Below are 12797 nucleotides of genomic sequence, written 5' to 3' on the forward strand. Positions count from 1 at the left end.
TACAATCAGAGACAGCGCCTGCCGTCTGGTGAGCAGGAAACTGTCTCTGAAATTTTTCTCTACATGATCTGGAACGTGAGAGAGGAGCGGGTCAGAAAAAATACGACTGCCAGCTGCAAAAGAAGGATCGCGGGCATTCCGTAGACAAAATACCAGTGTCTTGTCTTATGACGGAACGTATACATGCCCAGTATGGAGCCGACACTGCCGCCGATGACGGCGATGATAAAGAGCGTGGCTTCGGGAATGCGGAAAGCCCCTTTTTTGGCTTTCCATTTATCAATTCCCATCAGGGCAAATCCGATGATATTTAACACGACGAAATATCCAACGATCGTCAGGATCACATCCATATTCATTCCCCCCCCGTTTCCGGATCTTATCTTTCCTTTTATTTTTGTTCGTTCTCTGCTTCCTGCATTTTCATGGCGCGCACTTTGCAGGAGAGACCGAATAAGTTGATAAAGCCCTCCGCGTCATGATGATCGTACAGATCGCCGGTCGTAAAGGAAGCGATGCTCTCATTGTAGAGAGAGTAAGGGGAAGTCGTACCGGCTTTGATGATATTTCCCTTATACAGTTTGAACTTTACTTCGCCGGTCACATACTTCTGGGTGGAAGTGATAAAAGCCTGTGCCGCTTCACGAAGCGGAGTGAACCATTTTCCTTCGTATACGATCTGCGCCAGCTTATTACCCATCTCTTCCTTCTCACGCAGCGTATCCCGATCGAGAATCAGTTCTTCGAGCTGCTGATGTGCCTCATACAATATCGTTCCACCCGGTGTCTCATAGACGCCGCGGGATTTCATGCCGACAACACGGTTCTCTACGATGTCCACGATACCGATGCCATGTTTTCCACCGAGGGCGTTGAGCGTACGGATGATGTCGGACACTTTCATTTTCTGGCCGTTTACGGAAACAGGAATTCCCTGTTCAAAGGTCATCGTCACATATTCGCCTTCTTCCGGTGCGTTTTCGGGAGTTGTTCCAAGCACGAGTAAATGCTGAAAGTCAGGTTCATTTCCCGGATCTTCCAGTTCCAGCCCTTCGTGGCTGATATGCCAGAGGTTGCGGTCACGGCTGTAGCTGGAATCTGCGGAGAAGGGCAGATCAATACCGTGAGCTTTGCAGTAAGCGATCTCACTTTCCCGGGAATCAAGCGTCCATTTGTCATTTCTCCATGCGGCAATAATCTTCAGATCGGGAGCCAGTGCCTTGATAGCGAGTTCAAACCGGATCTGATCGTTGCCCTTTCCGGTCGCGCCGTGGCAGATAGCTGCCGCACCTTCTTTTCTGGCGATTTCCACCAGCTTTTTCGCGATCACAGGTCTTGCCATCGAAGTGCCGAGCAGATATTTGTTCTCATATACGGCATGTCCCTGCACACAGGGTACGACATATTCATCGCAAAATTCGTCAATGACATTTTCGATATATAATTTCTCTGCGCCGCAGAACTTTGCTCTTTCTTCCAGACCGTCCAGTTCTTCACCCTGTCCGCAGTCGACGCAGACGCAGATGACTTCATAATCAAAATTTTCTTTTAGCCAGGGAATGATTGCAGTCGTATCCAGACCGCCGGAATAGGCTAAAACCACTTTCTCTTTCATATATTGCTGCCTCCTCAAATAGAATGTTTTCCTGTGTATGATTTATCGGTGCATGGATATGCGCCATGCACCTAATATACATCATTTGAGATCAGAATGCAAGTGCAAAAATATGCAATTTTTTATAAAATATTAATTAAATATTCATAATTTTGCCGGAAATTAATGTATATTATTCGTTATAAATGTATTATTATGCAGATTGACAGGGGGAGATTATTAGTTTATATTATAGAAAGCAGAGAAAACAGGAAAAATTTTACCGGAAAGGGACTATTATGATAAAAGCAGGGATCATCGGTGCGACCGGATACGCAGGCGCGGAACTGGTGCGCATTCTGGCGGCACATAGGGAAACAGAGATCGTCTGGTATGGCTCAAAGAGCTATATCGACCGGCAATATGCGGATATATACAGAAATTTCTTTCAGATTGTGGAAGAGAGCTGTCTGGATGACAGGCTGGAGGAACTGGCAGAGCAGGCGGATGTGATCTTTACTGCGACACCGCAGGGGTATCTCGCTTCTATTTTAAAGGATGAAATATTATCGAGGACAAAGATCATAGACTTGAGTGCGGATTACAGGATCAAAGACGTTGCAGTCTATGAGAAGTGGTATGGCATTGAGCACAAGTCTCCGCAGTATCTGCCGGAAGCGGTCTATGGACTGTGCGAGATAAACAGAGAGGATGTGAAGCAGGCCAGACTGGTGGCCAATCCGGGCTGCTATACGACCTGTTCCATTTTGACAGCATATCCGCTCGTAAAGGCGGGACTGATCGATCCGGATACGCTCATCATTGACGCCAAGAGCGGCGTCTCCGGTGCGGGCAGAGGAGCGAAGACGGCCAATCTGTACTGTGAGGTCAATGAAAACAGCAAAGCCTATGGGGTGGCGACTCATCGGCATACGCCGGAGATTGAGGAACAGCTTGGCTATGCGGCGGGCAGAGCGGTCACGGTGAGCTTTACGCCGCATCTCGTGCCGATGAACAGGGGGATTCTTGTGACGGCGTATGCCTCTCTTGTGAAAGCGGCGGACGGCAGTCTCCCTTCCGGTGAACAGGTGCGGGCAGCTTATGAATCCTGTTATGGAAAGGAATCTTTTATCAGAGTGCTTCCGGAAAACGTATGTCCCGAGACGAGATGGGTGGAGGGGAGCAATTATGTGGACGTGAATGTGAAGATCGATGAGAGGACCGGCCGGGTGGTGATGATGGGAGCGCTCGACAATTTGGGGAAGGGCGCAGCCGGGCAGGCAGTCCAGAATATGAATCTTTTGTTCGGGCTCCCGGAGACGGAAGGGCTGATGATGGTGCCGGTTTTCCCATAAAGGTTCTGACACTCCAATCCATAAGGAATTTTTTACAGATAGGAATATAGTATGGCAACAAAAAAAAGAAAAGATGCGTTTATCATGCAGGCGGGAGTTCTGGCTGCGGCAGGTATCCTTTGCAGGATTATCGGCGTATTATACCGCAGTCCGCTGACAGGCATTATCGGGGATGAAGGCAACGGGTATTACAGCTCTGCCTATAATTTTTATGTGATCATCCTGCTTGTGTCTTCGTACAGTATCCCTTCCGCGATTTCCAAAGTGATCGCCGGGAAACTCGCCCTCAAGCAGTATAAAAATGCCAATAAAGTATTCCGGTGCGCGCTCCTGTATGTGATCACGGCAGGGGGCGCGGCCAGTCTGTTTACATTCTTTTGCGCGGGATTTCTCGTGCCGGAAAATTCTGCCGTCGTACTGCGTGTGTTTGCACCGACGATTTTTCTCTCAGGACTTCTCGGTGTGCTCCGGGGGTATTGTCAGGCATATGGCACGATGATGCCGACTTCCGTCTCACAGATCCTGGAACAGATTCTCAACGCGGCGGCCAGCATCGGCGCGGCGCTGTGGTTTATCTCAATGGCGGAAAAAGCCTCCGATACGACGAGAGCGGTGTACGGCGCAGCAGGCAGCGCTGTGGGTACGGGAATGGGAGTGCTGGTGGCGCTGCTCTTTATGACCGGCGTATATTTTCTCAACCGTAAACCGATCCTCCGCATGGTCAGGAGAGACGCCGGGGGCAAAGAGGATTCTTATGGGGAAGTGTTTAAAGTGATGATTGGCATGGTTACACCGATCATACTGAGCACTTTTATCTATAATTTCAGCACTTCGCTGAACCAGACCATATACATGAGAGTGATGGCCGGGACGAAGCAGATGGCCGAGGCGGAGATCGCTACAATGTATGGTATTTTCGCAGGTAAGGCAGTGGTAATCTCCAACATACCGATCGCGCTTGCCTCCGCGATGTCATCGGCGGTCATACCGGCGATCTCTTCTTCCCATGCGGTTGGGGACAGACGGCAGGTAAAGACAAAGATCGCCGAGGCCGTGCGCACGACAATGCTGATTGCCATTCCCTCTTCGGTGGGGCTTGCCGTGCTGGCGAGACCGATCACAGAGCTTTTGTTTCCGCAGAAGGCATCCCTGGAGCAGGCGGCGCTTTTGCTTGCTTCGATCAGCATTACAGTAGTTTTTTACTGCCTGTCAACCATCACAAACGGTGTGCTGCAGGCTGTGGGAAAGGTCAATCTTCCGGTTATCAATGCGGCGGTGTCTCTCGTCATACAGACAACGGTGCTTGTCGCCCTGCTCATCTATACGGATGCTAATCTGTATGCCCTGTCTGTGGCGATGATTGTATATTCGCTGCTGATGTGTATTTTAAATCAGATGGCGGCCAGAAGAGCCTTGAAATATAAACAGGAATTTACCAAGACGTTTTTCAAGCCATTTCTGGCGGCCATATTGATGGGGCTTGTAGCATATGGCGTATATGAAGGAGTCTATCATCTGCTGCCGATCAATGTCGCGGCGCTGGCCGCGGCGCTTCCTGTAGCGGGTGTCGTCTACTTTGTGACGGTGATGGCGCTTGGCGGGGTGGAGGAAGCGGATCTGCGGCGTCTGCCGAAGGGACATCTGCTTGTGGCATTCGGCAGGAAATGTTATCTGCTCCGTGACCCGGAGTATACGAAAGCGGCGCCGGTGAAAAAGGCGGGAAAGAAGCAGACGGCGAAAGCCCGTACGGGAAATACGCGCGCGGACAGAGAACGGACTGAAAAAAGAACAGCGGAAAAACGTACCGGCGCCAGAAAAAAGACGACGGGAAAGGCTTCCGGAAAGACCGGGAAGACGAGGAAATGACATGGTACGGGAAATGAAGATAGAAGATTACGATCAGGTATATGCGCTTTGGATGACAGTAAAAGGATTTGCCATGCGCAGCGTGGACGACTCCCGGGAGGGGGTGGAGCGGTTTTTGCTGAGAAATCCTCATACAAGTGTGGTGGCGTGTGAGGATGGGGCTGTCGTAGGGGCAATTCTCTGCGGCCACGACGGGAGACGGGGCTGTCTGTATCATGTATGTGTGTCGTCGGCTTACCGCAGACGCGGCATTGGTACGGCGATGGTTGTCTTCGCCATGGAGGCTCTGAAGCGGGAAAAGATCAGTAAAGTCTCGCTCATTGCCTTCACGGCCAATGACGGAGGCAATGCCTTCTGGAAACGGATCGGATGGACGAAGCGCGAAGACCTGAATTATTATGACTTTGTGCTGAACAGAGAGAATATCGTGGCATTTAACCAGTAGGGTTACGGCTGTAAAAGGTTATCAAGAGGGGAGAAGAAAATGGAACGGATCAGAGGCGGTGTTACCGCGGCCAAGGGATTTCAGGCGGCCGGTGTGGCGGCTGGCGTCAAATATCAGAATCGGAAGGATATGGCAGTTATATACAGTGAGACGCCATGTACGGCAGCAGGGGTATTTACAAGCAATCTCGTAAAGGCGGCGCCGGTCGTCTGGGACCGGGAGATCATAACCGGGGGACGGCAGGTACGGGCAGTCATTGTCAATGCGGGCATTGCCAACGCTTGTACGGGAAAGCAGGGCTATGATTACTGCCGGGAGACGGCGCAGACGGCTGCGCAGGCGCTGCATATCGAAGAGGACAGTGTGCTGGTGGCCTCCACCGGCGTGATTGGGATGCAGCTGCCGATGGACAGGATCACCGCGGGCATACGGCTTCTGGCGGAGCAGATGGCGGATACGACGGAGTCGGGGGATGATGCGGCCCATGCCATTATGACGACCGATACCGAGGCGAAGCAGGTGGCGGTGACGATTGAGCTGGGAGGCAAAACGGTGACGATCGGCGGGATGTGTAAAGGGTCCGGTATGATTCATCCAAATATGTGTACGATGCTTGGGTTTATCACGACGGATGCCTGCATCGACAAAGAGCTGCTACAGGAGGCGCTGCGCACGGACGTACAGGATACGTTTAACATGATTTCGGTTGATGGGGATACGTCTACCAACGATACGCTGCTCGTACTGGCGAACGGTCAGGCAGGAAATCCATGTATTTGTGAAAAGGGAGCGGATTATGCGCTCTTTTGTGAGGCGCTTCATGTGATCGATGAGACACTGGCGAAGAAGATGGCGGGTGACGGCGAAGGCGCCACCGCTTTATTTGAGACGAAAGTCATCCATGCGGCGACGAAGGAAGATGCGAAGATACTCGCCAAATCAGTCATTTGCTCGAGCCTGACGAAGGCGGCTATTTTCGGGCACGATGCCAACTGGGGAAGGATTTTGTGTGCGCTCGGGTATTCCGGGGCAGCATTTGATCCGGAGAAGATCGCGCTTTATTTTACCGGCAAATCGGGAACCATTCTGATCTATGAAAACGGACAGGCTGCCGATTACAGTGAGGAGGAAGCGGCAGCGATTCTTTCGGAACCGGAAGTGACAGTTGTCGTGGATATGCGAATGGGAGAGGCCACGGCCTGTGCCTGGGGCTGTGATCTGACTTATGATTATGTGAAGATTAATGCCGATTACCGCTCCTGACCGGTGACAGGAGGATGGAGAGCGCATTGAATGAGAATATGTGAAGACCGGAACGGGTGAAGCCGCGTGAATAGAGAAAAGAGACGGGGAGGAACGCAGACATGCAGGAAGAGGAAATGAAACAAGTGCTGCAAAAGGCAGAGGTATTAATCGAAGCGCTGCCTTATATACAGAAATTCAACCGCAAGATCATTGTGGTAAAATATGGCGGGAGCGCCATGAGCAATACGGAACTGCAAAAAAATGTGATCAAGGATGTAACACTCCTGAAGCTGGTTGGTTTTAAACCGATCATCGTACACGGCGGCGGCAAGGAGATCAGCCGCTGGGTCGGAAAGGTCGGCAAAGAGGCCGAGTTTGTCAATGGGCTGCGTGTTACCGATGATGAGACAATGGAAATTGCGGAAATGGTATTGTCGAGGGTGAACAAGAATCTGGTGACAATGGTGCAGGAGCTCGGCGTAAAGGCGGTTGGCGTCAGCGGCAAGGACGGCGGCCTGCTCACAGTCAGAAAGCGCTATGCGGACGGACAGGACATCGGCTATGTAGGGGAAGTGACAGCTGTCAATCCCAAGATTCTGTTTGATCTGCTGGAAAAGGACTTCCTGCCAATTGTGGCGCCGGTCGGTTTGGATGACAACTTTCAGACATATAATATCAACGCTGATGATGCAGCCTGTGCCGTGGCCAAAGCGGTGAAGGCAGAGAAACTGGCATTCCTCACGGACATCGAAGGGCTGTACAGAGACATCAACGATAAATCTTCGTTCATCTCCAGACTGACGGCCTCCCATGCGCAGGGGCTGCTGGACGAGGGCTTTATCGGCGGCGGGATGCTGCCCAAGCTGGGTAACTGTATCTCTGCGATCAGGAACGGAGTTGGCAGAGTGCATATTCTCGACGGGCGCATCGCACATTGTCTGCTGCTGGAAATCTTTACCAATCAGGGAATCGGCACAGCAATCATTTCGGATGAGGAGGGCGAACCAATATGATGAAATCGTATATCGCGGAGGCGGAGTCTGCGCTGCTTCACACGTACAACCGCTATCAGGTCGTACTGGACAGAGGCGAGGGTGTCTGGCTGTATGACACGGAAGGAAAGAAATATCTGGATTTCGTGGCCGGGATCGCCGTGTTCGCGCTTGGCTATCATTATAAAGACTATGACGACGCACTGAAGGCGCAGATCGACCGGATTCTGCATACATCCAACTATTATTACAATGTGCCGGCCATTGAGGCTGCGAAAAAGCTGAAAACAATCTCTGGTATGGATCGCGTCTTTTTCACGAACAGCGGCGCGGAGGCAGTGGAGGGAGCGATCAAGGCCGCCAGAAAATATGCGTATCGCAAAGACGGCAGGACCGATCATGAGATCATTGCCATGAACCATTCCTTTCACGGGCGGACGATGGGAGCGCTCTCTGTGACAGGTAATCCGAAGTACCGGGAAGCTTTTGCGCCAATGATCGGCAATATCCACTTTGCGGACATGAATGACATCGAGAGTGTGAAAGCGCAGATCAATGACAGAACCTGTGCGATTCTGTTGGAGACGGTGCAGGGGGAGGGCGGTATTTATCCGGCACAGGAGGCGTTTTTGAGAGAACTGCGCAGTCTGTGCGATGAGAGAGATATTTTGCTTATTTTTGACGAGATTCAGTGTGGTATGGGACGGACCGGGTACTACTTTGCATGGCAGAAATTCGGGATCAGGCCGGACATTATGACGACGGCAAAAGGATTGGGCGGCGGAGTGCCGGTGGGCGCCTTTTTGCTGACGGAAAAGGCCGGCGCCGGTTCTCTGGAGGCCGGGGATCATGGGACGACTTACGGAGGCAACCCCTTTGCGGCGGCGGCAGTCTGCAAGATGATCGACCTCATGGAAGAAAACCGGATCACAGAGCATGTGCGGCAGATAACCCCTTATCTGGAAAAGAAGCTGGATGAGCTGGCCGGGAACTATGATTTTATTGAGACACGTAGGGGCAGCGGTCTGATGCAGGGGCTTGTGTGCAGAGGCGCCGTCGGGGATATAATCACCAGAGCGATGGAAAAGGGACTGATTCTGATCAATGCGGGAACATCAATTCTTCGTTTCGTTCCCCCGCTCATCATCACGGAGGAGCATGTGGATGAGATGGTGAGAATATTGGATGAGTGTCTGGCAGAAACAGTATAGAAACGGATAGAGGAGAGATACATGCACGGAAAAAAGAAACTGCTTTCATTGCTTCTTGTCGTCGTTCTTCTGGCGGGGGCCGCGGTTGCAGCCAGGGTGATCCCCGCTTCGATGGAGGAAGAATCTGCGGCCACGACCTTTGCTTCCGGAGATACGCTGTATTTCTGGTATGCAGATGATGCGCTGACCGATTTTCTGACAAATGTGTCAGCTTCATATTACAATGAAAAAGGAGTCCATGTCATTCCTGTGCTGCATACAGGTCTGGAATATCTGGAAGAGATCAATGATGCGTCCGTACACCCCGGGGATGAGACGCCGCAGATGCCTGATCTGTATATTATCAGCAATGACAGTCTGGAAAAGGCGTATCTGGCGGGGCTGGCGACACAGACACGGGACGAGGGACGGATCTGCAATACCGATACGTTTCCGCAGACGGCGTTGGATGCGGTCACATATGGGGGAAAATATGTAGCCTATCCGTTCTACTATGAGACAAGCGCCCTTCTCTATAATAAGACATACATGCAGGAGTCGGAAAAAGAGGTGCCGGTGACGATCGATGACATTCTCGCTTTTGCGGATGAGTACGATGCGCCGGAACAGGTGGAGGCGGTATTCAAGTGGAATGTGTCCGATATATTTTATAATTATTATTTTATTGGTAATTATATGGTGGCTGGCGGTGAGGCGGGAGACGACCCGTCGCAGATCGATATTGATAATGCGAGGACGAGAGAATGTCTGCAGGTCTATCAGAATCTGAATCAGTTCTTTTCCATTGATACGGAGGAAGTTACGTATGATACGGTGCTTCAGGACTTCATAGAAGGGAAAATCGTAATGACAGTGGCGACGTCCGATGCGGTCGCCCGTCTGGAGGAGGCCAGGGCGGAGGGGGCGTTTGCTTACGAGTATGGCATTGCCAAAATGCCGGATTTGCGGACAGATCTCAAAGGCAGAAGTCTGTCTGTGACAAATGCCGTCGTCGTCAACGGTTTTTCGGAGAAGGCGGAGGCAGCCAATGAATTTGCGGCTTATCTGACAAAAGAAAAGGCGGACGAATTATATGAAAATACCGGAAAGATCGCTTCCCGGTATGGCATTTCCTATGAAAACAAAAGTATAAACGCTTTTATGGACGAATACGAGAGCTCGATCTCCATGCCGAAGATGCTCGGTACGAGCAATCTGTGGGTTCAGCTGGAGATCTGTTTCTCCCGCATCTGGAATGGTGAGGAAGTGGAACCACTGCTCTCGGCATTGGCGGAGCAGATACGGAGGCAGATGGGATAGCTCCATGTCTGTCAGATACGGAACTGGCTGAGCAGGTCGTTCAACGTCCGTGCCTGGTCAGACAGCTCTTTGGAGACGGTAGCACTTTCTATTGCAGCGGCAGAATTTGATTGAACAACATTGGAGATTTCCTTAATGCCGTTTTCCACGAGGATGATCATTTCAGACTGCTGGTTGCTGGCTGTTGAGATCTCATCCATCAATGTTTTGATCGTCTGGATACAGTCGTTGATGACTTTCATTGCGGAGACGGCGAGATTGGTGGATTCTGTTCCTGCCTTTACATCTTCAATGGAATGGCTGACAAGATCGGTCGTGTTTTGGGCCGCTTCCGTTGATTTGGCAGCCAGCTCACGCACCGATTCTGCAACGACGGAAAACCCTTTTCCCAATTCACCGACACGTGCCGCTTCAATGGAGGCGTTCAGCGCCAGAATATTGGTGCGGTAGGCAATATCTTCGATCGTCTTGGTAACAGTAACGATCTGCGCGGAAGACTGGTCAATATTTTGGGTAGCTGTTATCAGTTGGTCCATTTTTTCACCGGCTTCGATTGTGTAGCCGGTGGCCTTATCCACCAGTTCGGTGGCGTCGCCGCAGCGTGCGGTGTTTGTTCTGATCTGTGAGGTGATCGCTGTGATATTGGATACAAGCCCTTCGAGAGAGGCAGCCTGCTCCGTCGTCCCTTTTTAAGAGAGACTGAGCACCGGTAGCCACCTGATCCGCACTTGTGTCAACCTGATTTGCCACCTGAGAAATATCGCGGATCATGTTCATCAGATTGACGTGGATGGATTTTAAGCTCTCGGACAGGGCCTTGAAATCTCCAATATAATAGGACTCATTTTTAGTAACGTCTACGGTCAGGTTTCCGGCGGCAATTTCGCCCAGGATTCGTCCGACGTCGTCGATGGTCTTACGCAGCCGGGCGCAGACGCGATGGGTTGTCTGCGAGATCATCCCGATCTCATCTGTTCTGTCATAAAAGATCTCCAAGTCCCGGTCAACGGTAAGATTCAGGTCTCCCAGCCGGCCTATGGCATATTCCACGGTCATGAGTTCTTTCCCCTCGCGATGCAGGATCATGAGAGTGATCACAATGATGGCGGCCGCGACAATGGCGCAGAGGGCACCGACGAGAAGGCGTACTTTCAGAACAGTGCCATAGACTTCTGAGGAGTCGTTGCGCACCATAAAGACCCAGCCCCGGTCACTCAGATATTTGTAGACGACCAGCTGCTTCACGCCATTTTCATCCCGGTAGGAGTAAGTATTTGCATCCGTGTTTCCGTCTGCCTGGATTCGTTCAATGATTTCGAGGTATCCGGCATCGGCAGTCTCGGTATTCAGCAGTGATTCGTCGTAATGATACAGATATACGCCGGTATCCACATCGAGGAAGACATATTCACTCCTGGGTAATCCTTCGATACTTAAGTTCAGCAATGCGTCTGTCAGGTGACTGGCGTAGACACCGGCTCCTACATAGCCGATACATGTCTGTCCGTCAAAAATCGGAAAATACATGGAGAGAATCATGCTGCCGGTGCCGGGTGATTTCATGATTCCCAGATTTGTCAGCTCTTCTTTTGCCAGAATCGTATCCTGAAACATTTCCAGAGATTCTCCCGTTCTTGTTGTAATCCCGATTGCTTCCGGAGAGGTATGTGTCAGGACATGGGTATCAGGCGTAGCAATATATAACCCTTCAAATACATTTTTGACAGAGGCGAATTCCTCGGTGTATTGCTGGGCCTCAGCCAATAGCGCGGGATCGTCTGGATGTAACAGTAGCTCGTGCACCTCGTCGCCCAGAGCAAAAGCGGTTACATATTCTTCTACGGAAGCAACATACGCATTGATAATAGCGGCTCTCGATTCTACAGCATCGGTCATCTGGTTGGTAATATCGCTTTTGACTACGGAAGCGGCGTTGGTGGATACTGTGATCCAGAGCAGCAGCATTCCCGCCAGGGTGATTGTTGTGGTGATGATACCGATACGTGTAGCCAGTTTTTTGTTTGCAAGAAATTTCATGACAGTCCTCCGAAAAACAGTTAATCTAGGGGATAAATCGTTTTATCAGCGGGATGAAACCGCCTGTCAGCCTAACTAATTTATTTTAACATATATTTTATACTATGTCGATAGAGTTATCGCGATAATGCAACAGATGAATGAAAAGAAGATTGGTTGTCCATAATATATGGAAAAAGGGGATCAGGCTATATGTTTGGATGGATCATCGCACTTGTTTCCGGCGCTCTGATGAGCGTTCAGGGGGTGTTTAATACGCAGGTCACGAAAGCGTCTACGATATGGATTGCCAGCGCTTTCGTACAGTTTACGGCGCTGCTTGTCTGTCTGGCGGCGTGGGCGGCTACCGACAGAAGTTCACTGATGAGCGTTTTTCAGGTTAAGCCTAAGTATATGCTGCTCGGTGGGGCGATCGGCGCTTTTATCACGTATACGGTTATCAAAAGTATGGACATGCTTGGACCGGCAAAAGCGGTCATGCTGATCGTTATCTCTCAGCTGCTTGTGGCATATCTGATCGAGTTATTCGGTCTCTTTGGCGTGGAGAGACAGCCGCTGGCCATGAGAAAAGTGGCAGGTATGGTAGTGGCGATTGTCGGCGTCATTTTATTTAAGTGGGAGTGAGCCTGGACGTTAACGGTACTTGATATGTATCAGTGCAGCCTGAACGGAAATAAAATTAAGAAAAGTGTAACAAACTAAGCCTTGCATTTGCAGGGCTTTTTTTATACAATAATAGCAGTCGGCGAAAAG

At 50.8% G+C, this 12797-nt stretch carries 12 protein-coding genes; 8 read left to right on the plus strand and 4 right to left on the minus strand.

Annotated features, from left to right (window positions below; translation table 11 throughout):
* Nucleotides 1-59: 59 nt before the first annotated feature.
* Entirely contained in the window at nt 60-359 is a 300-nt protein-coding gene (locus V1224_05760) for a DUF1294 domain-containing protein (protein WWR16939.1), read from the minus strand.
* A 32-nt stretch (nt 360-391) separates the two neighbouring features.
* Nucleotides 392-1615, minus strand: coding sequence for an argininosuccinate synthase (locus V1224_05765; protein ID WWR16940.1), 1224 nt, complete (start codon nt 1613-1615; stop codon nt 392-394).
* A gap of 278 nt (nt 1616-1893) precedes the next feature.
* Between V1224_05765 and argC the strand changes: the two genes are divergently transcribed.
* From argC to V1224_05800, 7 genes are all read left to right on the plus strand, one after another.
* A complete protein-coding gene (argC, locus tag V1224_05770) occupies nt 1894-2949 on the plus strand; it encodes an N-acetyl-gamma-glutamyl-phosphate reductase (protein WWR16941.1) in 1056 nt (351 codons plus the stop codon).
* Nucleotides 2950-3000: 51 nt separating this feature from the next.
* Nucleotides 3001-4815: a polysaccharide biosynthesis protein gene (locus V1224_05775; GenBank protein ID WWR16942.1), complete on the plus strand. Its 1815-nt coding sequence runs from the start codon at nt 3001-3003 to the stop codon at nt 4813-4815.
* A 1-nt stretch (nt 4816) separates the two neighbouring features.
* Nucleotides 4817-5260: a GNAT family N-acetyltransferase gene (locus V1224_05780; GenBank protein ID WWR16943.1), complete on the plus strand. Its 444-nt coding sequence runs from the start codon at nt 4817-4819 to the stop codon at nt 5258-5260.
* 39 nt (nt 5261-5299) lie between these two features.
* The gene (argJ, locus tag V1224_05785) at nt 5300-6523 is read left to right on the plus strand and encodes a bifunctional ornithine acetyltransferase/N-acetylglutamate synthase (protein ID WWR16944.1); all 1224 of its coding nucleotides are present in this window, start codon (nt 5300-5302) and stop codon (nt 6521-6523) included.
* A 101-nt stretch (nt 6524-6624) separates the two neighbouring features.
* On the plus strand, nt 6625-7518 hold the full coding sequence (gene argB / locus V1224_05790; protein ID WWR16945.1) for an acetylglutamate kinase: 894 nt from the start codon (nt 6625-6627) through the stop codon (nt 7516-7518).
* Nucleotides 7515-8708 (plus strand): aspartate aminotransferase family protein, encoded by a 1194-nt coding sequence (locus tag V1224_05795; protein ID WWR16946.1) that lies wholly within the window; start codon nt 7515-7517, stop codon nt 8706-8708. The genes argB and V1224_05795 overlap by 4 nt, the downstream gene beginning before the upstream one ends.
* A gap of 21 nt (nt 8709-8729) precedes the next feature.
* Entirely contained in the window at nt 8730-10007 is a 1278-nt protein-coding gene (locus V1224_05800) for an extracellular solute-binding protein (GenBank protein WWR16947.1), read from the plus strand.
* Between the two features lie 11 nt (nt 10008-10018).
* On the opposite strand, the gene V1224_05805 is transcribed toward V1224_05800, so the two are convergent.
* A complete protein-coding gene (locus tag V1224_05805) occupies nt 10019-10585 on the minus strand; it encodes a methyl-accepting chemotaxis protein (GenBank protein ID WWR16948.1) in 567 nt (188 codons plus the stop codon).
* Nucleotides 10578-12044, minus strand: coding sequence for a cache domain-containing protein (locus V1224_05810; GenBank protein WWR16949.1), 1467 nt, complete (start codon nt 12042-12044; stop codon nt 10578-10580). Before V1224_05810 ends, V1224_05805 begins: the two co-directional genes overlap by 8 nt.
* A gap of 192 nt (nt 12045-12236) precedes the next feature.
* On the opposite strand from V1224_05810, the gene V1224_05815 reads away from it, so the two are divergent.
* Entirely contained in the window at nt 12237-12668 is a 432-nt protein-coding gene (locus V1224_05815; GenBank protein WWR16950.1) for a DMT family transporter, read from the plus strand.
* Nucleotides 12669-12797 lie beyond the last annotated feature (129 nt).

Source organism: Lachnospiraceae bacterium JLR.KK008 (genome assembly GCA_037015955.1).
In the GTDB taxonomy this organism is placed as follows: domain Bacteria; phylum Bacillota; class Clostridia; order Lachnospirales; family Lachnospiraceae; genus VSOB01.